The organism is Agrobacterium sp. CG674 (assembly GCF_053521645.1).
In genome coordinates this window covers 1-22,203 of record NZ_JBNWDZ010000007.1, presented here as the reverse complement: position 1 = coordinate 22,203, position 22,203 = coordinate 1, and the positions used below count along the sequence as shown (strand labels likewise).

Sequence of the window (22,203 nt, the reverse complement as noted above, 5' to 3'; positions counted from 1 at the left end):
TGCGGCTTTGTAAAAGTCAGGAAAAGAACTCCCGCATAAATCGGGATTTTCGCGACAACAAGCTTGTCGCAACGGCGTTTGTGGCCTTGGCTTTATGCCTTAAAATCAGCCGTTTCCCTTTAAGGTGTTTTTGGGAGTTACAGTCAGATGTCGTTCTATAAGTTCGGCAGCATAGCCAGCATGCGTCCGCGCCAGATCGTGATCCGCACCGGGAATGACGTGAAGGTCTGCGTCTGGAAGGAGAGCTTGTAATCGCTTGCCTACAGCAACCGGGCTAATTGGATCAATGTCGCCCCAGAGTAAGAGCGTCGGCGCTTCAATTGAGGTTATCTGATGAGAAAGGTCGGCCACCGGCTCTGCGATCCAACGCGCCGTGTTTGGGAATGCTTGAAAATAATCAGAACGCCAGTCCGATCCGCCAAGGTCCGTAACAGGCACGCCAGCGGAGGTGACTGTCAATACGAGACGGACTATCTTTTGAGGTGCCGCCAATGCTGCTTTGATGGCAACGAGGCCGCCCATCGATTGAGCGACGATGTTGACCGGTTCGTTCATGCGATCCAATACTATCGTTACAAGATCATCGATATTGCCGACATCAGTTCGGGCCGGTTCATCACCAAGTCCAGGCCAATCGAAAAATAGACCATCCAGCTCCATGTGCCTGGCCACCGGCTTCCAAAATGCCGCGCTGCCGACTGCCCCCGGAAGAAAAAGTGTTCTAGTCATTTTCCACCGTGTGTCCGGCGATTTCGAGGAAACGCTTTGCGCTGTCCGTCTCGCTTGCAGGGATCAACACATGTTCTCCGTCGAACGTGCAAATAACGAACACACCAATTCCGTTGTCAGAAAGCGGAGTGATGAGGGACTTAACGATGCCAGCCGCGTCGAACGGGAAAGGGCCAATAGTGCGTAGGCAAGCCCAGCCCGTCTCGGCTGTGATCCCCCTCGGCACGCGTTCCTCAAGGCAGACGAGAGTTAACTCGTCATCTGAATCTATGACGGCCTTGAAACCTGGGCCGCTTAGCCAAGCGGGAACATCCTCTTTTGCCTCTATACGCGAAACGGCATAGCGACCTGGGACAAAACGAATTCTCAAATTTAGGCTCACAAGAGTCCCTCCACAGTTTGACTGAAGAAGGACATTCCCGAATTACAAGTATTTGCGTCTGGCGGGAGCTTCATCTTCCAAGATGATATGCAGGCGAGAGTACATCACGCTTTTGGTGAAGCCAAGAGAACCTATGCCCGAACAGATCGAAAAACTCGCCATAGCGTTTGAACGCTTTACCCGTCGCTTCAAGGTCGCTGAGGCAGCGACAGTCATGCAGAACTCGCTCAACGCCCTCGACATTCAGGCGCTTCTTTTCATCGATGAACATCAGAAGTGTGACCTGGGGAATGTCGCCCGGCACCTTCAGATCGCCCTGACGACAATGTCCTGTTCGGCCGACCGGCAGGTGCGTTGGGAAATGATCGAACGGACTGCTTTGGGCCAACTACTGCCTTGGCGGCGTTGCCAACCCTTCTAGCGTTCACTTTTTCCAATCCACTTTGTTTCGGAGGGAACAACGAACGTTTCAAGTCTTGCTAGCAGAGACATAGGATCATTTTCGACAAGCAACATATCGCGGTGAACAGACTTCATGAACGACTCATTCACGACGTGATCTAGAAAGCCCAACAACTGATCGTAGAAGCCTCCGACGTTGAGCAATGCGCACGGCTTGGCGTGACTCCCAAGTTGCGTCCATGTCCAGACCTCGAAAATCTCTTCAAATGTTCCTATGCCACCGGGCATCGCGATGAATGCGTCTGACAGCTCAGCCATCAATGCTTTTCGCTCGTGCATAGAGCTAACGACGCGTAAGTCCTTTAGCCCCGTATGAGCAACTTCTCTATCAACCAAAGCCTTGGGTATTACCCCGATTACCTCGCCGCCTGCCTTCATCGCTGCATCAGCCACAGCTCCCATCAAACCCACAGCCGCGCCGCCGTATACAAGTCCAATGCCCTTGTCTGCGAGCAGAGTGCCAAGGCCCGTGGCTGCGGCAAGATACTGATCTGTGGGTCCAGAGCTTGAACCACAAAACACACAAATTCGTTGCACGTCGTCCCCCTAGCCTTGTTCAAGGCATGAAAACTGGGTCCTAACACGATGTCGAACCTGACGATAGGATTGAATGGCAGTGAGTGTGTGTGCATGAGGACCGCTTCGGGCCCAACTGCGGACATTGTGCCCTTGATGGATTCCTTTAGCCAGCGAGCGTCTGCCCGAGGTAGGTTCCCGCGAAAGCTCCGCATCCCGCCGCAATGCATAAAACCCAAAATGGGGCGTCGAAAGCGCCTGCAAACGACGATGATCGGCCAGCGGCGATGCCGCCTATAACACTTGGCAGATGTTTTTTCATTTGATCACCAAATTTAAATGCCAGTTGACTTGGAAGAGCTCAGCTCAACTTTTGCTTGAAACAACTCATATGTCCACAATGGGCCACACAGCGACAAGCGTGCTATAGTCCGGCCGCCTGACGGAGGCGACGTGGTGGGAGGAGGGGCGGAGGCTTTGGCATGGACACCGCCGTACTGCATAATCGATATCTATGGAACAAGGGAATCCTGGTGGGACAGAAGCGCCCACTGCAGCCGAAATACGTGTGGTCGATCCCCGTTCGACTGGAGATGAGCGGCGCGATCCGGGAACTGGCGCTCTTCAACCTCGCCATCGACAGCAAGCTTCGCGCTTGTGACCTCGTCAAGCTGAAGGTTGAGGACTTATGGTCCGGTAGTTCGATCCGATACCGAGCCATCATTATCCAAAAGAAGACGAAGCGGCCTGTGCAGTTCAAGGTCACCGAACAGACCAAGATCGCGCTCTTGGCGTGGCTCCCTTTCGTTCGGAGGAATGGCGGCAGCTATCTGTTTCCAAGCCGTCGGAAGATGTCGCATCATTTGTCCACGAGGCAATATGCCCGGATTGTCCACCGCTGGGTCGCGTCCGTCGGGCTTGACGCCAACGCCTATGGCACCCACCCCATGAGGCGAACCAAGGCAGCGCAGATTTACAAGAAGACGGGCAACCTTCGAGCCGTCCAGATTTTGCTCGGCCATACCAAGCTGGAAAGCACCGTCCGTTACCTTGGCGTCGAAGTCGACGACGCCCTTAGAATTGCGGAGCAGATTGAGCTATAGCTATCGGCTCGTGGCCATCGGCACGAGCCGATAGCCTCTTTCGCGCCATTAGCGGTCATCGCATAAATTCAAGGAATGCCTATTCCAGGCTATATGACTTACGTCTTCCGAGCAGAAATGCTTAATACCAGGAATGATAGAACCTACGCCCGAACAGATAGAAAAACTGGCTACCGCCTTTGAGCGCTTTACCCGTCGTTTCAAGGTTGCGGAGGCAGCGGCAGTCATGCAAAACTCGCTCAACCCCCTCGACATTCAGGCGCTACTTTTTATCGATGAGCATCCCGAGTGTAACCTGGGGGATGTTGCCCGGCACCTTAAGGTCGCGCTGACGACAATGTCGTCTTCGGCCGACCGGCTGGTCCGTCGGGACATGATTGAACGGCAGCGGCCAGAGGCAAACCGCAGGTCGGTGGCTCTCACGATCACAAGCAAGGGAAAGGAAGCGGTTGCAGGCTATGTCGACGGATATCGAGCCTCCTGCAAAGCAATGCTTCAAGCCCTCGATCCCGTTGACCAAACCGAATTTCTGAGGCTAACCCAACAAATCGCAAAATACGAAGGTTGAATAATACGAATTTCGTAGTATGCCTTTGGCATCGAAATGGTCAGGGACTTTATCATGACTCACACATCGCCCACTGCGCTCGTCACGGGAGCAAACAAGGGAATTGGGTTCGCCATCGCGCGGCAGCTTGGCGTAGCCGGACACACGGTCTGGCTGGGTTGCCGAGATATCTCACGGGGGGAGTTAGCAGCTCGCGAACTGCGAGGAGACGGGATCGACGCCCGTGCATTGCAACTCGATGTCACAGACGATGCGAGCGTTTCCAGCGCCGCCAAAACCGTCGAGAGTGAGGTGGGGCGCCTCGACGTTTTGGTCAACAATGCCGGGCTCATGTTCGGTCCGCCTCCCTCTCTTGCCGAGGAGTCAATCGATGAGATGCAGCGGATGTTCAACACGAACGTATTCGGGGTAATGCGCGTCACTCAAGGCTTCTTGCCGTTGTTGCGCAAATCGAAAGCGGCCCGGATTGTCATGATGAGCAGCGGACTGAGTTCGCTGACAGACGCCCTGGACATGCGCAGCGAAACATGGGCGGTCGGTTTTGGCGGATACTGCGCCTCCAAGACTGCGCTGAACATGTTGACCGTAAAGCTCGCGAAGGAACTGGATCGGGAAGGGATCAAAGTCAACGCGGTGGACCCCGGCCTGACATCGACCGATATGACAGGCAACGGAGCGGGGCACTCACCCGAAGATGGCGCGCGTCCTGCATTCGCTCTAGCAACGACCCACGCATATGGACCCACAGCAGGTTTCTACGCTTGCGCTCCATCAGGCGAACTTTTGCAAAAGAGTTGGTGATACGCATTCAGCGATTATGGGATGAGGGCCCACCGGTTTCGCATCTCGATGTCTCCTCCGGATCGCACGCTGGCTTCCGCATCGCGCCACAAGCGGTCGTGCTTGACGATGGAGCCACAGGAAGCTAGCTTGGTTCTGTCTAAAACAGGTTAGGCTCGGGAAGGTTGGCCCGACCCCCACGATGTGGGTCCTTCCGCTCCTATCTAGCGGCCCAAGACTACGACGGCATGAGCATGGTGCGCGCGCCGAGAGTAGGAGTATGGGTATGAAAGCTAGAATATCAGTGTTGACGCTAGGCGTTTCCGACCTGGAAAAATCGGTTTCATTCTACCGCGATGGTCTCGGGCTGCCGACTGAAGGGATCATCGGACAAGAGTTCGAACATGGCACGGTTGCGTTCTTTGATCTGGGTGGAGGTTTAAAGCTGGCGCTTTGGTCGCAGAGCGACGTTGCTCACGACACTGGGTTGCCCTTACAGCCGCCTAGCTCCACGTCCTTCACCATTGGCCACAATGTGTCAACGATGGAAGAGGTCGAGGAGGTGATGGCTGCCGCTGAGCGGGCCGGAGCCGAGATCGTGAAACGCCCCGTGTCCACCTTCTACGGCGGCTACGCTGGCTACTTCCGTGATCCCGACGGACATTTGTGGGATGTGGTTTGGAATCCTCATCTGCTCCCTCCAGCAGACTGAGCTTTTTGAACGGTGCGCCAACACCGGAAGTTGGACGCTTGAACCTGCTTCGGCTTGTCCGCTTCAGGCCGACAGCCGCCATACTCCAATTTCCTAATCAGTCTGCCAGCTTGAACAGCAACGTTGTTATCAGCTTGCTTGGATCAGTTTCAACTGAAGGATTGTTATCGTGGACCTCGAGCCGGCACGCGAACAGCTCTCCAGCCTCTGTGCTCGATGAGTCCCATACTAAGCCCTTCTCCTTTGCCCATCCGACGAGCATGGCAGTAGCATCATATAGTCCTTTATAGGGGCCATTGTAGGTCATTCGGACATATCGTCCTCCAGGCAGGACGCCTTCGACCAGACGGCCCGAAAGTGGAATTGACCCATCTGTGGTCATACCTGTTTCAATCTCGAGACGCGGCATATCAATTAGGTTGAACTTGATGAACTCGACACCGTCTGGTGCAACTCCCGCTCGCGCGAAAGCATCGAAAAGTTCATCGAAAGCTGGATCGACGTCTTCGTCGAAAGGGATCACAACTGGCAGACGAACAGCGACATAACGCTGTGGTTCGCGTTCGACCATTTCGGGCATCGTTAGCATTGGCCTCTCCTGTTGTTCTTGTTTAAGACGTACAGAATACAACGACTTCGACAGGCCTGCTCCTTAGTTTTTGTTGGGGCACCACTTACGGCATTTTCGAGGTCCGTTTCGGGCCGACGGCCGTCATGGCGCAGAAGCGCCAAGAGCGGACATCGCGCTTTCGAGACACCAATCGTTCATTCCCTCAGAGGGTAAGCTCACAGCATCCGCCTGATTTCGCTGTATGCGCCTTTGGTCTTCAGAGTCACGGTGACCGGAGCGCTCTTGCGATTGCGCCAGAACCATCCATTGTTTCCGGCAACGGCGGCTTCGAACTTTGCAGCGGTCCAGGACGTGACGGTCGTAGGCGTTCTTTTCGCCGTCGCGATCACGGTTGGGATCGGGATCACGTTGTCCGTGGTCGCCCTGCTATCCGTCGTCTATCGCGAGCGATTGGTGGCACTGATGAATGGGAGACCCGGACTGCTGGAGACAATCTCCCGAGGGCCCGAAGTTACGGTCGGACCCGTCCTGATGGTGGTCGCCATCGCTCAGGTCATCGGATGATCCGAATAAGCCACGACGCGGAATCAAAAAAGGCCCCGAACAAGTCCGGAGCCTTTTTGAGAATTAGACGTGACCATTATGCACGGTCGACAACGTCTTTCACTTTTTCTTTCGCTTCGCCCTTGGCCTGCTGTGTGTGGCCCTTGGCTTCCTGGGCTGCGCCCTTGGCTTCCATCTCGTGGTTGTCGGTAGCGTCGCCTACTGCCTGACGCGCTTCGCCAGCAACTTCGTTGGCCGTGCCTTTAACCTTGTCCATGGTGCTACCCATTATCGTTCTCCTTATATGAGCTGCATTGCTCGATTGGTAAAACAACGGGTTATGGCGCGTTATGGTTCCTCGGAAACTTTGTTGACGTCTTCGACTTTGCCAATCCTGACCTTGTCGATGGTATGCCCGTCAAGCGCCATCACTTCGTAGACGAGCCCTCCGAATGCCACCTTTTCTCCGACAGCAGGCATGTGTCCAAGCCGCCAGAGGATCAGACCTGCAAGCGTGGAGTAGCGATCCGTGTCATCGACAAGATCGATATCCAGGAGCTTCGAAACATGGCGGATATCGATCCAGCCATCGACCAGAAGCGAGCCGTCCTCGCCTCGTTCGACGGCCAACTGATCTTCGTCATCATCGGCAAATTCGCCTGCGATGGCTTCCAGCAGATCGGTGGGTGTGACCATACCCTCTACCGAACCGAACTCGTCGAGCACCATGGCTACCTGCAGGGGTGATTTGCGAAGCTGCTCAAGCAATCTTAGCGCGTTGATGCTTTCGTGGACGACAAGCGGCTGGCGCAACGACTTGGTGAAATCGAACTTGCCGTCTTCGATAAAGTCGCGAAGCAGGTCTTTGGTAAGTGCCACGCCGAGGAATTCGTCGAGGCTGCCACGGGCAACCGGGAAGCGGGAATGCCCCATCTCGATCACTTTGCGCCGAAGCTCTTCGTCACTGTCGTCTATGTCAAGCCAGTCGATATCCAGTCGCGGTGTCATGACGGATTTGGCCGGGCGGTCCGCCAGCGTGAGAACGCTTTCGATCATTTCATGTTCGACCGTGGTGAACAGCTCGCCCTCGGTCGCACGCTCGGCGATCAGGTCTGCCGTTTCACCGAGCTGCGGCTCTCCACGACGGCGGCCGAGCAATGACAGCACTGCGTTTGCCGTCCGCTCTCTCATGTCGCCCGTGGTCACGAACCGCTCGCGGTTGCGACGTCCGACCTGGTTGAATGCTTCGATCAGGACAGAGAAACCGATGGCCGCGTAGAGGTAGCCCTTTGGTATATGGAAACCGAGGCCTTCAACGATCAGCGAGAAGCCGATCATCATCAGGAAGCCCAGGCACAGAATGACGACGGTCGGATGTTTCGACACGAAGGCCATCAATGGCTTGGAGGCTGCCACCATCACGCCCATGGCGACAATGACACCGATCATCATGACGGAAAGATGCTGGACCATGCCGACGGCGGTGATGACGCTGTCGAGCGAAAAGACGGCGTCGAGAACCACGATCTGCACGAGAACCTGCCAGAAAATGGCGTGCTCAATCGGGCCATCCTTGCGCTCGGTATGGCCTTCCAGACGCTCGTGCAGTTCCATCGTTCCCTTGAACAATAGGAAGACACCGCCGAAGATGAGAATGAGGTCACGTCCTGAGATTTCGACGCCCAGCACGGTGAACAAGGGCGCGGTCAGCGAGACGATCCAGGCAATGGAGGCCAGCAGGATAAGCCGCATGCCGAGGGCGAGACCGAGACCGATCAGGCGGGCTTTCTCGCGCTGATGTTCCGGAAGCTTGTCTGCGAGGATGGCAATGAAGACGAGGTTGTCGATCCCCAACACGATTTCGAGGACGATCAGGGTGGCAAGGCCCGCCCAAGCGGCTGGGTCGGACATCCATTCAAATATCATCATTGTCAAAAGCCGACCGTTTCAGGCGGCATTTCCTTCTACTGGAAAAATCAAGGACACCGCCAGGAGCGGCGGCGCGTTACATGCTGGAAGGGCGCAGAAAGGGTGACGGCCGCCTCCGTCGAGGCGACCGTCAATGCTAGAGTTCAAAGACTAGAATTCCATGTCATCCATGCCGAGATCACCGCCGTCATCGACATCCTCGGCGGGGGCTTCGGCAGGAGCTTCAGGCGCTGGCGTTGCTGCCTGTGCTTCATCTGCGCCGAACATGCCCATGAGGGCATTGCCGAGCATCATGCCGCCAGCAACGCCCACCGCTGTCTGCGCGGCTCCAGCCAGAAATCCACCGCCACCGCCGCCACGCTGCTGGGCAGGCTGTGCGTTGGATCGTTGACCCCAGGGAGAAGGACGCTCCGCAGCCGATGCACCAGTCGTTCTGTCTGGCGCAGCGTTGCTGCCAAACATGGAGGAAAACACGCCGCCGCGCTGAGACGGGGCAGCTTGTGGGCTTTGAGTACCCTGAGTTCCCTGAGTACTATGTGCTTCCAGTTCAGCAATGCGCTGCTGCGCCTTTTCCAGAGCCTGCTCCTGAACAACAATGGTCTGTGCCATGTAGTAGGGAGCGCCAGGCTGGGAGTTGATCCGATCCCTGATAAAGCGCTCGGCGTCTCCGTCCCGCTCGGGCACCTGGCTTTCAACCTTTGCCAGTTTGCCAAAAAGGTTCTCGATAGCCTGTTGATCGTTTCTATCCATGTCATGCACTCCTATACGGTCGATATTACTCTTCACGATCTCCGGTGAAGTTCAGCAGAAGCTGGAAGATGTTGATGAAGTTCAGGTAGAGTGAGAGAGCACCGAAGACCGCCATTTTCTGCTGGGATTCGTGATCGGCATGTTCGCCATACTGCTCCTTGATATTCTGCGTATCGTAAGCCGTCAGACCGACGAACACCACGATACCGATGAGCGAAATCGCAAACTGCAGGGCGCTGGAGCCAAGGAAAATGTTGACGACCGAGGCGATGACGACCCCGATCAGACCCATCATCAGGAATGACCCGAACTTGGAAAGATCACGTTTCGTCACGTAACCATAGAGGCTGGTGGCTCCGAACATCGTGGCCGTAATGAAGAAGGTCCGGGCAATGCTGGCCCCTGTGAAAACCAGGAACACCGATGCCAGTGAAAGCCCCATGACGGCGCAAAACGCCCAGAAGGTCATCTGTGCCGCAGACGCCGACATGGTCTGCATCTTGAAAGTGAAGAAGAGGACGAATGCCAGTGGTGCCAGCATCACGACCCACTTGAGAGGCGTGGAGAAAATCGGCACGTAGAGCGCAGGCGTGCTGCCGACGATGAGTGCGACAAGGCCGGTAACCACAAGGCCAAGACCCATGTAGTTGTAGATGCGCAGCATGTGCTGGCGCAGGCCCTCGTCAAAGGCTGCTCCGGATTGGAGCGTGGTTGCGCCGAAGCGCCGTTCGTTGTTGTACATGAATGCTCCTGTGTCTGTTTTAGAAGTACGATTTCGTGAGAAGTTCGGCCTCGTCTGCCAGCCCCGTATCCGGTGCGCTTGCGACGAGAGCATAGGCGATCTCGCCGATCTGCCAGTAGGCGGCCTCGGAACTGGCGATGTTGACGTTGATGACGGGCTTGACCGTGAATGTCCCCGGTCGCACGGCAAACAGGGACATGCGCGTGCCCTCCTGCGTCACGATGCTCATCTCGACACTGGGGCCAAAGTCGGATGGGAAAACCTGAACATCCACGACCTCCCAGTCGTCTGGTAATTTTGGCATGGTGATAGCCGTCGCTGACCGGATGTCTTCCGGGTCGAAGTCTTTGACTTCTGGCTGTGACGGCATGGCAGCACGAATGAGCGTTGTCTGGTGCGCCTTGATAGCCTGTTCGACGAAAGCAGGCGGATGAACCGATGCGACAACATCCGTTGCGGCGAACGGACCTATGATGGAATTGGCGATCCATCCCGTGGTCACCAGAATACCGATGGCCGCAACGCGCTGAAGGTTCGACCACATGCGCTTACGTGAAAGCCCATCGGACAGACGATGAGCAGCATCCTTCAGAGGCCGCGGTGCTTGTTCTTCTCGCTGAAGAGCCAATCGCAGTGCGCCTCGCGTCGCAAGATCGGCCATAACTTTCGCGGCTGCTGAAGGATCATTGGCCAAGTGTTTTTCGACACGCAAACGACCTGCCGGATCGAGCTGGTTGTCGACATAGGCCTCGAGATCGAAGTCTTGTACGGGGTCGTGCTCAGTCATGGCCGCCTCCTACGATTTTAAGATGGTTGCGGGGCTGGTTTGGCATCTCGCCGGAACGCAACGCTGCTCGGGCGCGAGATACTCGTGACATCAAGGTGCCAACTGGAATGCCGAGCGTCTCGGCAGCTTCCTGGTAAGACAGGTCTTCGATGGCCACCAGATGGAGAGCTTCACGCTGTTCGTCAGGCAGGCGCATGAAAGCATCCTTGACCTGTGATAGGTACGCGCTCTGTTCCTGGGGCGCTGGATAGGAGAGTGCGGCATCTGACGAAACGATATCATCACTGCGCTGGCGTGCGGAGGCTGATCTGTGGCGGTCGATATGCGTGTTGTGCAGGATGGAAAGAAGCCAATGACGCAGGTTTCCATCGCTTTTGAAGGTGCGCTGGCGTTCGTATGCTTTGACAAGCGCGTCCTGAACGAGGTCGTCGGCATCGCTGGTGCTCCGTACAAGCGAACGCGCATAGCGCCTCAAGCTCGAAAGCTGTCCAATAACGTCAAACGGTCGGTTCTTCGGGTCCATGATTTAGTATACGGAACTCAAGGCGCTTTTATTCCAAAAGTACTGAAGAAAATTGGATGGCCTTGTTTTGATGATGTCCGCTTAGGGCCAGACGCTGTCACGACGACGATGCGCCAATTGCAGTCATCCCAATTTTATGGATTCTACGCTCATCCGTCGCCTTTATGAGGGTATCTTGGAAATTAAACTTCACCCAGCAAGCGAAGCTGAGAAACCTCAGGTTTGGGAAATGCTCTCTGCTTATCTTGGCGAGCTAAGCCAGTATGGCGAGGTGGACCGCGAATACCGTTTCTTTGATACCTACTGGGTAGACCGGGACCGCTGGCCCTACATCATTGCCATTGGCGAACGCACCGCTGGGTTTGCGCTCGTAAACACTTGGTCGCCTTCAGGTAACGGTACTGATTTCGCTGTTGCTGAGTTCTATGTGCTGCCGGAGTTTCGGGGCGCGGGGGTCGGAAAACAAGCTTTTGCCAGCCTCCTTCGCAACCGTTCCGGCATCTGGGAGCTTAGTGTGATGTCGAAAAACGAAGCAGGAACGGCATTTTGGGAGAATGCGTTGGCAAGCGCTGGCGTGGCGGAGAGTGAAAAAATCGTTTTGGACGGCGAAATAGTTCACCGCCTCTCTCACAAATCGTAGCAGTGTGACGTCTTTGGGCCACACAGCGACAAGCGTGCTATAGTCCGGCTGCCTAACGGAGGCGACGCGGTGGGAGGAGTGGCGGAGGCTTTGGCATGGACACCGCCGTACTGCGTAACCGATATCTATGCAACAAGGGAATCCTGGTGGGACAGAAGCGCCCACTGCAGCCGAAATACGTGTGGTCGATCCCCGTTCGACTGGAGATGAGCGGCGCGATCCGGGAACTGGCGCTCTTCAACCTCGCCATCGACAGCAAGCTTCGCGCTTGTGACCTCGTCAAGCTGAAGGTTGAGGACTTATGGTCCGGTAGTTCGATCCGAGATCGAGCCACCATCATCCAAAAGAAGACGAAGCGGCCCGTGCAGTTCGAGGTCACCGAACAGACCAAGATCGCGCTCGTGGCGTGGCTCCCTTTCGTTCGGAGGAATGGCGGCAGCTATCTATTTCCAAGCGGTAGGAAGATGTCACATCATTTGTCCACGAGGCAATATGCTCGGATTGTCCACCGCTGGGTCGCGTCCGTCGGGCTTGACGCTAGTGCCTATGGCACCCACTCCATGAGGCGAACCAAGGCAGCGCAGATTTACAAGAAGACAGGTAACCTGCGAGCCGTCCAAATTCTCCTCGGTCACACGAAGCTCGAAAGCACGGTTCGCTACCTTGGCGTCGAGGTGGATGACGCCCTTAGAATTGCGGAGCAGATTGAGCTGTAGAATTCTGACCATCGGCGCTCGCCGATGGTCTCCCTCGCGCCAACACCGGACATCCGAGTCAGCCGGTCAATGAAGCGCTGTCGAACTTGGCCCTGGACTCGTTATGGCGGAGGATCACACGTACGCAAGCCAGTTCAGTCACAGCAAGAAACGTCATACTCAACTTGTCATAGCGAGTTGTGATCCGTCGGTAACATTTTAGCTTACTAAAGAAGCGTTCGAACAGGTTCCGCTTTCTATATCGCTAAGGGCTAAACACCAGTGGTCTTCTTCGGAAAAGGCTCAACTCCATCCAAACTCAAAACTATAATTTTAGGTTCAGGTTGAACGACCAACTCTCTGCCATGAATTCAAGCGTCTCGTCGCGAAAATAATAGAGAAAATGTCTTGAGTTAGCAGCGTCCGCCCGGATTGTTTCCCAAGGCACGGCATCGCGGGTGGGGTCGGGGCCAGTTATCTCATAGAATTTACCCCAGTGGGGAGCGATGCGACTGTAGCGACCGTGGCCATCCGCCTTATACCATTCGTGATCGTTGGTGCTGTCCCATCGCCATCGGGTGCAACCAATGAAGCTTAGCGTGCCCCATGTCTCATCAAGCTGCGGAGCGGCCTTCGAAAGTGGGGTCACCCAACCGGTAGTAATCGACCGCTTCTTTTCTTTGACGAGCCTATGGGCGCGGAAACAGACGTTAACCGAGGAGTCCGCGACCAAGACCTGAGGCTCTGGCGCATTGGGCTCGTCCACCCAGCCTTCACCGAGCTGTTGTTCTCCAAATTTTAGCATTCAAGAAGAATAGTCGAATTGCATGACGATTTTTACCTTACGCAATGATCAACCTTTTATGGGTTCACGGCCTAGCTCTTCTTGTCTAGCTATCGCTTTTTCAAGAAGCCAACCATCCTCCGAGCGTGTCCGAAGGCTCACGGATAGGAGCAACGACCGTGTTTGCTCGCTGAGCAGCCAGGAACGCGTTTCGTTCACAGTCGTCTGGGGCACATTCTCCCAATAGGCTCGCTCGGATGGATCGCTGGCAAAAAGGTTGTCTGATAGCAGTAGGTCAGCGATTTGGAGGGCGCAACAGTCATCATTTGATGCGAGGACGTCGGTCCGCAAGCGACCAAGGTCGATGTTCAGTATCGCAAGGCTCACGAGCCACTTACCCGCAAGGTAATCATCCGTATGCTGCTTGAAAGCATCCACGCAGGCGAGGACGAAAATCTCTTCGAGGGATTGCTGCTCGTTTTTCGGCCAAGCCCGCCATTCTGCCGACTTCAGCTTCAGAGCAATCATTTCAGGCTCAACGACACCAGACTCCGTTGCAAGGTCAAGGAGCCGTGGCAGGAAGTGCTTGTAATCCTCGACGGTACCGACGGTCGTTAATGCTGCAGATGCATATTCTTGAACATCTCCAAGGTCGAGAAGCCTTATAGGCTTGGCGGTCAGTTGCTTCAGGAGCATTTCTGGATCGCGCAGCGGCAAAGCGTTAAGAACCAGTGGACGGCGGTATCGAGCAAACGCATCGTACGCAACGTCAAGCTTTTGACGTAAATTGAGGGTGTCAGGCACAGGCAATCCTATTTATCAGTTTCGCTTTGAACAGCGTTGGTGGTCACCAGCCATGGTCAATCCCGCTTTGCGTCAAGGGCGCTAGGCCCGTCGAGGGCAGAAGGAAATCAACTTCTGCTTCGCATCCGCTAACGCATCGGAAAACGTCTCGAAATCGATGACGAGAGGAGCAGTGGCGGGATCGCTGTCCCGATAGCGAGAATAAATGCTCACCTCAAACTGATCCGAAGATCGCTCCTGGCTCACCACCACCAGTTCGCCATTGTCGAAGAGGATTTCAGCAACTAATTCTTCATATGCCGTGTCTGAGGTTATCGCAATTTTGTAGCTCAATTGAATCGCTCCGGTCTATTGTCTTCCTCGGAAGACGACGATAATCAGCCACCGGGATGGCTGCAATGGGCCAAATGCAGCCTTGGCGGCAATGCGCTATGAGCGGATACTCTTGAAGTTTGGTGTCATTTACCTATTGTCTTTCAACCATCTTGGGACAAAGGCGCTCTACGAAAAATAGATTTTGCTGCGCTCGATAAGAAGCTACTCATTCACTTCCCGGCTACCTCATTACGGAGGACCTCATCTTGGCCGATCCGACAGGCCCGACATTGCGGCACATTTTTAAACTTCACTTTTCCTCATATGCACTTTGCCTCGCGTTTTGTTTGCCAAATCTTGCAATGGGTTCGGAATCCGCACACAGCAGACAGCCAGCCGGTTCTGTCATAGAGGGGCAAGCTCTAGCCACAACAGCAGGAGGAAGTAGTGGGGTTTTGATCCTGGGTATCGATCCCGACAACATTCCTGTGCTCAAGGCTCTTTCAAGTTCCATCATCGATGGAGCGCTGGATAAGTTCAGGCTCGGCGAAGGCGGGTTCGTCAGTGCGAACCTGTCACAACACCTGTCAATCAATCCGGGCGACTTCATCACGCTTGTCCACCCGACCGGTCAAAGCTCTCCGATTATGGGGCCCACACCACTCGTCATTCGCTACCATGTGCTGGGGGTGGTGGACAGCGCTCTTTTAGCGGCGGCTGGTGAGACTGTGTATATTCGTAGAACAGACGCGGAGAAATTCTCGAAAACAGAAAAATGAAAAAGCAACCTTCACATCGATCCGCTCCAAGGCCGACTCACGTCTTCAACTCCGCGGCGCTTCTATCGGAGTGGAACCAATGCCTAAGGAACGCACATGAGAAGAACCAAAGCGGCCCAGATTTACAAGAAGACAGGCAATCTCCGTGCGGTGCAAATCTTGCTCGGACACACCAAGCTCGAAAGCACCGTGCGATACCTTGGCGTCGAGGTGGATGACGCGTTACGGATTGCAGAGCAGAACGAAGTAAAGCTTCCAGACCAACGGCGCGAGCCGGTGGCCGCCCTGCGCCAGAAGCGGTTACGGCAACCAAGCCGCAGCATCATGGGTTTATTCACCAGTCAGGCGGTTCTTCCACTTTCCTTCACGTACTACGCCAAAGAGGCTTCCCCCCGTGTCAACCACTTGCATCTCAGCCGCGCCGTCGGCTGCTCCTAGGCGACAGTATGAGGCCAGGGCTATACTAGACTGATGATTGGCCGAGATTCCCAACCACTGCCTCCGATTCACAGTGAGGGTCGGTGGCTTTCTCTCAAGCTCAACCGCCCAGATCACGTTCTGATTTTGCCAAATCGCTACGACGTGGTCTTGCTCCGCACATAGATACTCTAGTGGGGCAGGATGCAACGCGGTTTTAGTTTCCGATGCTGAAGCGGGCTGAACTGACGTTGCTGCTGCCAGGATGATAAAGTAACGAAGCATGTCCAACAGCTACCCCATTTGGCTGAGCAACTTCACAGTCCGGTCAGGGCTAAATGCAGCCTTGGCGGCAATGCGCCAACACCGGACACTGCCGATGCAATCGTGTCCGCGTAGTGTCGCTACGTCACGCATTTCTCGTCTCAGGTGGATTTTCGTACGTAGGCAGAATGGGGTCGAGACGAACTCTAACACCTAGGCAAAATTTCGGAGATACAAACGTGTCTGAAAAACTCCCGGTGATGGTACCCGAGCTTCAATCCATTCTTCGATTAGAAGTAGCACGAGGAAACGAAATCGTAGAGGTCGCCAATTGGCCGCCAAAATGCAGGTTGTTTGTGATGTTGTCACTTCCGTTCATAACGACACATGCACTTTCATCAGGCTTAACTTACAATGAGTTGAATGATCCGCATTATTGGAAAGCGGAATATCTTTACCAAGAAGGATTGGAGTGCCTCGCTTGTCGTTTTTGATCCAGCAAGGCCCTCTTCTGACCACTTCTGCTGAGGGCTGTTTTGGGCCGACTTGCCTTGGCAGCGTTGCGCCAACAGCGGTCATTGCCCCTTGGCGGATTCCCTTTCAATCAATGACGTACTGACCAGAGGCAGAACGGTATACAAATATTTCAGGGCTATTTTTGGCCGGAGTGCGAGAAATGCTAACGAGGGAATTCGGTGAAAATATCAGTTCAAATCTTTCCTCAAATTCTTGAAAACTAGAAAACATCAGCGGCTTCCCGGTGAATTTTATGTCAACGGTTACGTTGGAATAGATGGTCATTCCGGAATTATCATCAAACGCAAGGGATATGGAATCTTCGTTGAACTCAACGTTTTTTAATTCTGATCCTTCAAGGTAGTTCTCCAGTCGCATGATGTTCTCCGTTAGTTTGGTATTTGTCTAAGGTAAAAATGCGTAAAAAAGAATCAGCACGCAATTCAAAGCAAGCGGGATCGGAAATGTTAGCTACCATTTCAATACAGATTAGGTTCGGACCTGAATGACCGCTGAGGGCCAAAGGCAACCTTGGCAGTAATGCGCCAACTGCCGCCCTGGCTGCGTTGCGCCAACCGCGGTCATTGCGGCTGTCGCAAAACTCCCTATTCTGCGACGTCGCAGAAGTCAGTAAAACAAGTGCCGCGTTAATCGGGATTTTCGCAACAAGGAGGACGACGGAGAATGCAACTGACGTTACCAGCCGAACTTCAGAGCCTCCTTGAGAAACCAGACGAGATGGGACGGCCGGAAAAACCTATCACCCAGACCGATCTGGAAGAATTCGAGCGGTCACAGGGAGTAGTTCTGCCGCCAAGCTACAAGGATTATTGCCTTCGATATGGCTCCAGAGCCTTACAGAACAGGAAGATATATGCTTTCAAGACGAAGGTGATGTTCACCGACAGAAAATCAAAAAAAGCTGATGTAGGATCGATCTCAGGGCCGCCCTACATTCTGGAGACCTATCAGCGCTATATGGATCCGATCTACAACAATTCGGGGCCACGTCTGCCGGAGCATGTCTACCCTTTCACATTCGATGACGGTTATGGTCATTGCCTAGTCGATCTGAACAAGGAGACCTATGGCCGGGTGCTCTACATTGTCATCAGGGCGAAGACCTTTGGCGATACGGGATACGGCTGGGATCAGATTGGTGTAGTGGCCGATGACTTTCAGGGGTTTCTGGACGGGCTGACGCCGGATTTCCTCTAGGATGTCGCACAAATCCTAACTTTCACGACAGATTGGCCGCCGCTGAAATCAAAAGGGAATTTCTGTCGCAGAACTCAGTCGCAAAAGTCAGAGTTTCGCGGCCAATTTTTGCGACGGCCTACGTCCGCTTTGGGCCAAAAGCGCCAAGTGCGGTCGTTGGCCGCATGCACATTGATGATGTCTTCGATCCGTGTTGGCTGCTCGGCGCGGTGAGCGGCTTGGCACGCTCTGTCTGGCGTGCAATGTTCGCACGCGAAGCCAGTTCAGTTGAAGATGGGTCTCATGCGCCTCGACAAGCTTTCGCCTAAAGATAAGCCCTACAAAATCGATGGTTTACCTACGCTCTACGGCGGCAAGGGGGCTTGGGTCACAGCGCTACCAATGCCTTTGACTTCAACGTTTCAACACTCGCTTGTCGCTCTACCCCATCTCGGACGTGGCAACGCCGAGTTCGCTGAGCCGGGAGAAGTGCCGGTCATCTTGGAGAACGGCGACGGTACGGGTGACGTGCCCAGTTCGAACATGATCGCAGCAGCGCGGTGGCTGATCGATAACGACGCAGAAGTGGAACAGGCGATCATCGCTACTATTCGATCCTCGCTTGATGAGCTTATCAACATTCAGAAGGGGATTGACGGCGTGACCGACGAGGCCATTAATGAGACATGGGAAGAAGCACAGTTGCGCCCTAGAGTCAGCCTTCTCCACATCGCGCTACCAGACGTGGTAGGAAAGCCTCCTTATTTTGGTGTCGAGCTTGCCTGCAGTTGGGATACGGAGAACGGCTATGGCATAATGTTCCACGGCACGGATGTCGTGGAGTGGGGCGCTGGAGACGTACCAAACCTGCCTTGGATTGCCCTTCGCCATGCCGAAGGGCGGAGTTAGCTTTGAACGTACAGCACCCAACTTGTTTGCATTGCGGTTGACCCTGTCCTGGGCCCTTCAAAGCGGATGGGCTGAAAAACCAGTTCAAGGCGTTGTTGCGAAATTTGGGATTACGGCGACAGCGCGCCAACAGCGGACATAACATTCCCAAATGAAGGGTAGCTGTTTACCAGCTTCTCGTGAGCTATTGGACCTTTCTGTGTGCCTTATCGCATCACCGCGTGAGCCTTATCTAGGTGGTCGTCTGCAGTCCAAGCCCCTCCAGCTTACTCTGAAATTGTCGGGCTTCGACCATCCGATTGCCCAGTACCCGCCCTCCGCTAAACCAAGATCGTCTCGAAGGTACTCGAATACTTCGCAGGGGCTCCACTCCTTTCCCTCGGAAAAAGGTACGCCGTGATCTCGTAAAACCATTAGCTGTGACGCTTTCATTGCATCATCTGAAACAGGGAGGATGAAGTAATGGCCTTCAACTTTTTCCGCCTCGTAAGGCGGCGATGGCAACGGTCGAAATACGTAATCCAGGGCAATAAGAAATTCGGTGGCTGCTGACAGACGTCGACAAACAATGTTAATCTCATCACCTGCACAGAGCGCTACAAATAAATTGCCTGCCTGTATTGCTTGCCTAAGTCCATTAGTCGTCGAGCATGTAGTCATGAGTCTCTCCGATAGCGCCACCTAATGCAGAAGACTACTTGGTTTGAGGTATGTCCAGAAGTCGGCAACGACCGCTCGGGCCAAAAGCAGCCGAGACGGTTCGTCGGATTTCGAGATGTGGCCGTCGATGGTGACAATGCTTCCGGTCGTGTTATCCTTGGCCCCTGGTGTTCTGGAGGAGTGACATGGCAACAGATTCTGTAAGGGGTCCTGCTACTTATTTTCCGTCTATCGAGACCAAGTACGGTCATCCAATTGGATATTGGAAAGACCTCATTCGCGGACAAAGCGGAAAAAAGCACATGGAACTCGTCACTTGGTTAAAGCAAGAGCATGGCATGGGCCATGGTCATGCCAACGCGCTGGTGGCTGATACGCTGCGCGAGTAGTCACGAAAATATTGACCGCTTCGGGCCAATGGCTTTCATGGCGCAGATGCGCCAACTGCGGACATTGTGCCCTTGATGGATTCCTTTAGCCAGCGAGCTTCTGCCCGAGGTATGTTCCCGCGAAAGCTCCGCATCCGGCCGCAATGCATAGCACCCAAAATGGGGAGTCGAAAGCACCTGCAAACGACGATGATAGGCCAGCGGCGATGCCGCCTAAAACACTTGGCAGATGTTTTTTCATTTGGTCTCCAAATTTAAATGCCAGTTGACTTGGAAGACCTTAGCTCAACTTTTGCTTGAAACAACTCATATGTCCACAATGGGCCACACAGCGACAAGCGTGCTATAGTCCGGCCGCCTGACGGAGGCGACGCGGTGGGAGGAGTGGCGGAGGCTTTGGCATGGACACCGCCGTACTGCATAATCGATATCCATGGAACAAGGGAATTTTGGTGGGACAGAAGCGCCCACTGCAGCCGAAGAACGTGTGGTCGATCCGCGTTCGACTGGAGATGAGCGGCGCGATACGGGAATTGGCGCTCTTCGACCTCGCCGTCGACAGCAAGCTTCGCGCTTGTGACCTCGTCAAGCTGGAGGTTGAAGACTTATGGTCCGGTAGTTCGATCCGAGATCGAGCCAGCCACCATTATCCAAAAGAAAACGAAGCGGCCCGTGCAGTTCGAGGTCACCGAACAGACCAAGATCGCGCTCCTGGCGTGGCTCCCCTTCGTTCGGAGGAATGGCGGCAGCTATCTGTTTCCAAGCCGTCGGAAGATGTCGCATCATTTGTCCACGGGGCAATATGCCCGGATTGTCCACCGCTGGGTCGCGTCGGTCGGGCTTGACGCTAATGCCTATGGCACCCACTCCATGAGGCGAACCAAGGCAGCGCAGATTTACAAAAAGATAGGTAACCTGCGAGCCGTCCAAATTCTCCTCGGTCACACGAAGCTCGAAAGCACAGTTCGCTACCTTGGCGTCGAGGTGGATGACGCTCTGAGAATCGCTGAGTAGATTGAGCTGTAGACGTCTGACCATCGGCGTTCGCCGATGGTCTCCCTCGCGCCATTAGCAGTCAATGCGGGTTGTCAGTTCGCCGCCTTGAATTTTTGTAAAAAAGACGGCCAAGAACCCAGCTAATCTGTGTCGCCTTTATCCCCGCATAGATGGCGACGATAACTATCACGTAAAAGATAACTGGGCTGTCAGTGGCTCGCACGAGAGTACTGTGCCTGCGGGTAATTTCTCCCTCGAAAAGCCATCTGACCGGTAAGCCCAATAAGGCTGGGCCAAACATACTCACCCCGATTATGAGGCACCACGTCTGTAGCTTGTCCTTCATACGATCCACCTCCTGCAAACAGACCGTAATACACCTGAGTAGCCGATAGCTATACTGTGACGGTAAGATTCTAGCGATCAAGAGAGGTCCGCAATGGGTCAATTGCTGCCTTGGCCGCGTTGCGCCGATACCGTTGAAAAACTCCCCTGGGCATCGGTAAAGGCGCGCCTTGTCCGGATCGTCAGGTATAGTTTTCTGACGGTGCGGCAGAGATGAAACCACATTGCGCCTGACGTGCTGGGAAGCGTGGCATGCGCAATATTATTTCAGTGGGCCCGAAGGAAAAACCGCCTGCTGGAGTTTTTCAACAGTATCCGCCAGAAGCGGTCGTTGCGTTAAACCGTGTCTCTGCTTACCATGGGCGACGGTTCGAGCGTCGAGAGGGGACCCACAATTACCGGTATTACATTAGCCGCCTTTGATGTCGATGGCACACTGCTACGCGGCGAAAACATCTGCGGATGTATCGCTCGGAATATTGGTCGCTCAAACGAGATGGACGCCTTCGAACTGCTGCGATCTCGCGAGGAGATTATCGCTGGTCGCGATACAATGCTTCAATGGTATCTGCCTTTCGGTAAGGAGAATCTGACCAGGCATCTGATGGAGCTGCGGCTCGCGCCCGGCGTAAAAGACGGATTTGCCCGTCTGAAGAAAGCTGGGATCAAAACAGCTCTCGTTTCCATAACTTGGGCATTCGCGGTCGATTGGCTCGCTGCCGAACTGGAGGCGGATTACGCTGTTGGTACCGGATGGCAGGCCGACGACACGGTCCAGCATTTTTGGCCTGAGGACAAAGCGAGCTATCTTGAGGCTCTTTTGTCTGAACTGAACCTCGGCCCGAATGCGCTCGCGGCCACAGGTGATTCTTGGGGCGATATCCCCATGCTCAACCTAGCGTCCAAAAGCTATTTCGTCGGGTACGATCTGCCGCCTGGGCTAAGCCACGCTGAGCATTGGCCCGACGCGAATATCGACAGGGTCGTCTCAAGCATCCTCGCCTGAGGTGCTCTGATGACCGCTTAGAAAGACGTGACTCGATCCAGAGGCAAGTTAGTCCACTGAGGCGTGTGCCTCTCTAAGAGCTGACGAATCAGTGCATCGGTCACAGGCAGATCATCTTGGTGCATCACGACGGTTGTAAAGCACGGCCCCGTTGCGGCTATATGACATTTATTGTCAGTTACGGCCCAATGACCGCCATCCGCTTCGCGCAAATCGCGTCATTGCGGTGATGGGGAGATGCTCTATTATATTTTCTCTTCACGCCGGAGATGCTGATGCGGAAGCCACAGATCGACACCGCAATTCGTAAAGAGATTGACAATTTGCTGGAGCGATCCGGCAAGTTATTTGCATCTGGAGCGTTGCAGTCATCTCTTTCAGTTGCTCTAG

The 22,203-nt window shown here is 54.5% G+C and carries 28 protein-coding genes and 2 pseudogenes; 15 read left to right on the top strand and 15 right to left on the bottom strand.

Features of this window, described 5'->3' with window-relative positions:
* Positions 1-105 precede the first annotated feature (105 nt).
* Both ACQZ51_RS17895 and ACQZ51_RS17890 read right to left on the bottom strand, forming a co-directional pair.
* A complete protein-coding gene (locus tag ACQZ51_RS17895) occupies positions 106-729 on the bottom strand; it encodes an alpha/beta fold hydrolase (protein WP_448779276.1) in 624 nt (207 codons plus the stop codon).
* Positions 722-1,111: an ACT domain-containing protein gene (locus tag ACQZ51_RS17890; protein ID WP_448779275.1), complete on the bottom strand. Its 390-nt coding sequence runs from the start codon at positions 1,109-1,111 to the stop codon at positions 722-724. Before ACQZ51_RS17890 ends, ACQZ51_RS17895 begins: the two co-directional genes overlap by 8 nt.
* 133 nt (positions 1,112-1,244) lie before the next feature.
* Between ACQZ51_RS17890 and ACQZ51_RS17885 the strand changes: the two genes are divergently transcribed.
* On the top strand, positions 1,245-1,532 hold the full coding sequence (locus ACQZ51_RS17885; protein WP_448779273.1) for a hypothetical protein: 288 nt from the start codon (positions 1,245-1,247) through the stop codon (positions 1,530-1,532).
* Here the strand turns inward: ACQZ51_RS17885 and ACQZ51_RS17880 are convergent.
* Positions 1,529-2,110: an LOG family protein gene (locus ACQZ51_RS17880; RefSeq protein WP_448779272.1), complete on the bottom strand. Its 582-nt coding sequence runs from the start codon at positions 2,108-2,110 to the stop codon at positions 1,529-1,531. The two genes, ACQZ51_RS17885 and ACQZ51_RS17880, sit on opposite strands and share 4 nt — an antisense overlap.
* 461 nt (positions 2,111-2,571) lie before the next feature.
* Here ACQZ51_RS17880 and ACQZ51_RS17875 point away from each other — a divergent pair, with 461 nt between their 5' ends.
* The 4 genes from ACQZ51_RS17875 to ACQZ51_RS17860 all read left to right on the top strand — a co-directional run bounded on the left by ACQZ51_RS17875 (position 2,572) and on the right by ACQZ51_RS17860 (position 5,252).
* Positions 2,572-3,192, top strand: coding sequence for a tyrosine-type recombinase/integrase (locus ACQZ51_RS17875; protein WP_311273771.1), 621 nt, complete (start codon positions 2,572-2,574; stop codon positions 3,190-3,192).
* A gap of 133 nt (positions 3,193-3,325) precedes the next feature.
* Positions 3,326-3,760: a MarR family winged helix-turn-helix transcriptional regulator gene (locus tag ACQZ51_RS17870; RefSeq protein ID WP_448779270.1), complete on the top strand. Its 435-nt coding sequence runs from the start codon at positions 3,326-3,328 to the stop codon at positions 3,758-3,760.
* 54 nt (positions 3,761-3,814) lie between these two features.
* The gene (locus ACQZ51_RS17865) at positions 3,815-4,561 is read left to right on the top strand and encodes an SDR family oxidoreductase (RefSeq protein WP_448779268.1); all 747 of its coding nucleotides are present in this window, start codon (positions 3,815-3,817) and stop codon (positions 4,559-4,561) included.
* A gap of 265 nt (positions 4,562-4,826) precedes the next feature.
* Entirely contained in the window at positions 4,827-5,252 is a 426-nt protein-coding gene (locus ACQZ51_RS17860) for a VOC family protein (protein ID WP_060642114.1), read from the top strand.
* A 97-nt stretch (positions 5,253-5,349) separates the two neighbouring features.
* Here the strand turns inward: ACQZ51_RS17860 and ACQZ51_RS17855 are convergent, their stop codons facing one another.
* On the bottom strand, positions 5,350-5,841 hold the full coding sequence (locus tag ACQZ51_RS17855) for a GyrI-like domain-containing protein (protein ID WP_448779266.1): 492 nt from the start codon (positions 5,839-5,841) through the stop codon (positions 5,350-5,352).
* Between the two features lie 249 nt (positions 5,842-6,090).
* Here ACQZ51_RS17855 and ACQZ51_RS17850 point away from each other — a divergent pair, with 249 nt between their 5' ends.
* Complete coding sequence (locus ACQZ51_RS17850; protein ID WP_448779264.1) at positions 6,091-6,387, top strand: hypothetical protein; 297 nt, start codon at positions 6,091-6,093, stop codon at positions 6,385-6,387.
* 76 nt (positions 6,388-6,463) lie between these two features.
* Here the strand turns inward: ACQZ51_RS17850 and ACQZ51_RS17845 are convergent, their stop codons facing one another.
* The 6 genes from ACQZ51_RS17845 to ACQZ51_RS17820 form a co-directional block, all read right to left on the bottom strand.
* Positions 6,464-6,655 (bottom strand): CsbD family protein, encoded by a 192-nt coding sequence (locus ACQZ51_RS17845; RefSeq protein ID WP_448779263.1) that lies wholly within the window; start codon positions 6,653-6,655, stop codon positions 6,464-6,466.
* Positions 6,656-6,714: 59 nt separating this feature from the next.
* The gene (locus ACQZ51_RS17840; protein ID WP_448779606.1) at positions 6,715-8,292 is read right to left on the bottom strand and encodes a TerC family protein; all 1,578 of its coding nucleotides are present in this window, start codon (positions 8,290-8,292) and stop codon (positions 6,715-6,717) included.
* Positions 8,293-8,445: 153 nt separating this feature from the next.
* A complete protein-coding gene (locus ACQZ51_RS17835) occupies positions 8,446-9,045 on the bottom strand; it encodes a DUF2076 domain-containing protein (RefSeq protein WP_448779261.1) in 600 nt (199 codons plus the stop codon).
* 25 nt (positions 9,046-9,070) lie between these two features.
* Positions 9,071-9,787, bottom strand: coding sequence for a Bax inhibitor-1/YccA family protein (locus tag ACQZ51_RS17830; RefSeq protein WP_448779259.1), 717 nt, complete (start codon positions 9,785-9,787; stop codon positions 9,071-9,073).
* Positions 9,788-9,806: 19 nt separating this feature from the next.
* On the bottom strand, positions 9,807-10,574 hold the full coding sequence (locus ACQZ51_RS17825) for an anti-sigma factor family protein (RefSeq protein ID WP_448779257.1): 768 nt from the start codon (positions 10,572-10,574) through the stop codon (positions 9,807-9,809).
* Positions 10,567-11,097 carry a sigma-70 family RNA polymerase sigma factor gene (locus tag ACQZ51_RS17820; protein ID WP_448779255.1) on the bottom strand — a complete coding sequence of 177 codons (531 nt, stop codon included), beginning with the start codon at positions 11,095-11,097 and terminating at the stop codon, positions 10,567-10,569. The genes ACQZ51_RS17825 and ACQZ51_RS17820 overlap by 8 nt, the downstream gene beginning before the upstream one ends.
* Positions 11,098-11,272: 175 nt before the next feature.
* Between ACQZ51_RS17820 and ACQZ51_RS17815 the strand changes: the two genes are divergently transcribed.
* Positions 11,273-11,737 carry a GNAT family N-acetyltransferase gene (locus ACQZ51_RS17815; RefSeq protein ID WP_448779254.1) on the top strand — a complete coding sequence of 155 codons (465 nt, stop codon included), beginning with the start codon at positions 11,273-11,275 and terminating at the stop codon, positions 11,735-11,737.
* 95 nt (positions 11,738-11,832) lie between these two features.
* Entirely contained in the window at positions 11,833-12,453 is a 621-nt protein-coding gene (locus ACQZ51_RS17810; RefSeq protein ID WP_448779252.1) for a tyrosine-type recombinase/integrase, read from the top strand.
* Positions 12,454-12,511: 58 nt separating this feature from the next.
* On the opposite strand, the pseudogene ACQZ51_RS17805 reads toward ACQZ51_RS17810, so the two are convergent.
* From ACQZ51_RS17805 to ACQZ51_RS17790, 4 genes and pseudogenes are all read right to left on the bottom strand, one after another.
* Positions 12,512-12,694, bottom strand: a pseudogene (locus ACQZ51_RS17805) (hypothetical protein); the annotation flags it as partial.
* A gap of 63 nt (positions 12,695-12,757) precedes the next feature.
* Positions 12,758-13,237, bottom strand: coding sequence for a hypothetical protein (locus tag ACQZ51_RS17800; RefSeq protein WP_448779250.1), 480 nt, complete (start codon positions 13,235-13,237; stop codon positions 12,758-12,760).
* A 48-nt stretch (positions 13,238-13,285) separates the two neighbouring features.
* On the bottom strand, positions 13,286-14,020 hold the full coding sequence (locus ACQZ51_RS17795) for a hypothetical protein (protein WP_448779249.1): 735 nt from the start codon (positions 14,018-14,020) through the stop codon (positions 13,286-13,288).
* A gap of 81 nt (positions 14,021-14,101) precedes the next feature.
* Positions 14,102-14,353, bottom strand: a complete 252-nt coding sequence (locus ACQZ51_RS17790) for a hypothetical protein (RefSeq protein WP_448779247.1) — start codon at positions 14,351-14,353, stop codon at positions 14,102-14,104.
* A gap of 248 nt (positions 14,354-14,601) precedes the next feature.
* Between ACQZ51_RS17790 and ACQZ51_RS17785 the strand changes: the two genes are divergently transcribed.
* Positions 14,602-15,114 (top strand): hypothetical protein, encoded by a 513-nt coding sequence (locus ACQZ51_RS17785; RefSeq protein ID WP_448779245.1) that lies wholly within the window; start codon positions 14,602-14,604, stop codon positions 15,112-15,114.
* A 96-nt stretch (positions 15,115-15,210) separates the two neighbouring features.
* A complete protein-coding gene (locus ACQZ51_RS17780; RefSeq protein ID WP_448779243.1) occupies positions 15,211-15,552 on the top strand; it encodes a hypothetical protein in 342 nt (113 codons plus the stop codon).
* A gap of 843 nt (positions 15,553-16,395) precedes the next feature.
* Here ACQZ51_RS17780 and ACQZ51_RS17775 read toward each other — a convergent pair.
* Positions 16,396-16,689 (bottom strand): hypothetical protein, encoded by a 294-nt coding sequence (locus ACQZ51_RS17775; RefSeq protein ID WP_448779241.1) that lies wholly within the window; start codon positions 16,687-16,689, stop codon positions 16,396-16,398.
* Between the two features lie 306 nt (positions 16,690-16,995).
* On the opposite strand from ACQZ51_RS17775, the gene ACQZ51_RS17770 reads away from it, so the two are divergent.
* The 5 genes and pseudogenes from ACQZ51_RS17770 to ACQZ51_RS17750 all read left to right on the top strand — a co-directional run bounded on the left by ACQZ51_RS17770 (position 16,996) and on the right by ACQZ51_RS17750 (position 21,813).
* Entirely contained in the window at positions 16,996-17,529 is a 534-nt protein-coding gene (locus ACQZ51_RS17770; RefSeq protein WP_448779239.1) for an SMI1/KNR4 family protein, read from the top strand.
* Positions 17,530-17,811: 282 nt separating this feature from the next.
* On the top strand, positions 17,812-18,417 hold the full coding sequence (locus ACQZ51_RS17765) for a DUF6985 domain-containing protein (protein ID WP_448779238.1): 606 nt from the start codon (positions 17,812-17,814) through the stop codon (positions 18,415-18,417).
* An 845-nt stretch (positions 18,418-19,262) separates the two neighbouring features.
* Positions 19,263-19,466, top strand: coding sequence for a DUF4287 domain-containing protein (locus tag ACQZ51_RS17760; RefSeq protein WP_448779236.1), 204 nt, complete (start codon positions 19,263-19,265; stop codon positions 19,464-19,466).
* A 401-nt stretch (positions 19,467-19,867) separates the two neighbouring features.
* Positions 19,868-20,480 (top strand): annotated as a pseudogene (locus ACQZ51_RS17755) (tyrosine-type recombinase/integrase).
* Positions 20,481-21,165: 685 nt separating this feature from the next.
* Positions 21,166-21,813 carry an HAD family hydrolase gene (locus tag ACQZ51_RS17750; protein WP_448779234.1) on the top strand — a complete coding sequence of 216 codons (648 nt, stop codon included), beginning with the start codon at positions 21,166-21,168 and terminating at the stop codon, positions 21,811-21,813.
* Positions 21,814-22,203 lie beyond the last annotated feature (390 nt).

Coding starts and splice junctions, on each gene's coding strand:
- ACQZ51_RS17895 (WP_448779276.1), bottom strand. CDS start 729: ATGACTAGAACACTTTTTCTTCCGGGGGCAGTCGGCAGCGCGGCATTT.
- ACQZ51_RS17885 (WP_448779273.1), top strand. CDS start 1,245: ATGCCCGAACAGATCGAAAAACTCGCCATAGCGTTTGAACGCTTTACC.
- ACQZ51_RS17875 (WP_311273771.1), top strand. CDS start 2,572: ATGGACACCGCCGTACTGCATAATCGATATCTATGGAACAAGGGAATC.
- ACQZ51_RS17870 (WP_448779270.1), top strand. CDS start 3,326: ATGATAGAACCTACGCCCGAACAGATAGAAAAACTGGCTACCGCCTTT.
- ACQZ51_RS17865 (WP_448779268.1), top strand. CDS start 3,815: ATGACTCACACATCGCCCACTGCGCTCGTCACGGGAGCAAACAAGGGA.
- ACQZ51_RS17860 (WP_060642114.1), top strand. CDS start 4,827: ATGAAAGCTAGAATATCAGTGTTGACGCTAGGCGTTTCCGACCTGGAA.
- ACQZ51_RS17855 (WP_448779266.1), bottom strand. CDS start 5,841: ATGCTAACGATGCCCGAAATGGTCGAACGCGAACCACAGCGTTATGTC.
- ACQZ51_RS17845 (WP_448779263.1), bottom strand. CDS start 6,655: ATGGGTAGCACCATGGACAAGGTTAAAGGCACGGCCAACGAAGTTGCT.
- ACQZ51_RS17840 (WP_448779606.1), bottom strand. CDS start 8,292: ATGATATTTGAATGGATGTCCGACCCAGCCGCTTGGGCGGGCCTTGCC.
- ACQZ51_RS17835 (WP_448779261.1), bottom strand. CDS start 9,045: ATGGATAGAAACGATCAACAGGCTATCGAGAACCTTTTTGGCAAACTG.
- ACQZ51_RS17830 (WP_448779259.1), bottom strand. CDS start 9,787: ATGTACAACAACGAACGGCGCTTCGGCGCAACCACGCTCCAATCCGGA.
- ACQZ51_RS17825 (WP_448779257.1), bottom strand. CDS start 10,574: ATGACTGAGCACGACCCCGTACAAGACTTCGATCTCGAGGCCTATGTC.
- ACQZ51_RS17820 (WP_448779255.1), bottom strand. CDS start 11,097: ATGGACCCGAAGAACCGACCGTTTGACGTTATTGGACAGCTTTCGAGC.
- ACQZ51_RS17810 (WP_448779252.1), top strand. CDS start 11,833: ATGGACACCGCCGTACTGCGTAACCGATATCTATGCAACAAGGGAATC.
- ACQZ51_RS17800 (WP_448779250.1), bottom strand. CDS start 13,237: ATGCTAAAATTTGGAGAACAACAGCTCGGTGAAGGCTGGGTGGACGAG.
- ACQZ51_RS17780 (WP_448779243.1), top strand. CDS start 15,211: ATGAGAAGAACCAAAGCGGCCCAGATTTACAAGAAGACAGGCAATCTC.
- ACQZ51_RS17775 (WP_448779241.1), bottom strand. CDS start 16,689: ATGCGACTGGAGAACTACCTTGAAGGATCAGAATTAAAAAACGTTGAG.
- ACQZ51_RS17770 (WP_448779239.1), top strand. CDS start 16,996: ATGCAACTGACGTTACCAGCCGAACTTCAGAGCCTCCTTGAGAAACCA.
- ACQZ51_RS17765 (WP_448779238.1), top strand. CDS start 17,812: ATGCGCCTCGACAAGCTTTCGCCTAAAGATAAGCCCTACAAAATCGAT.
- ACQZ51_RS17760 (WP_448779236.1), top strand. CDS start 19,263: ATGGCAACAGATTCTGTAAGGGGTCCTGCTACTTATTTTCCGTCTATC.
- ACQZ51_RS17750 (WP_448779234.1), top strand. CDS start 21,166: ATGGGCGACGGTTCGAGCGTCGAGAGGGGACCCACAATTACCGGTATT.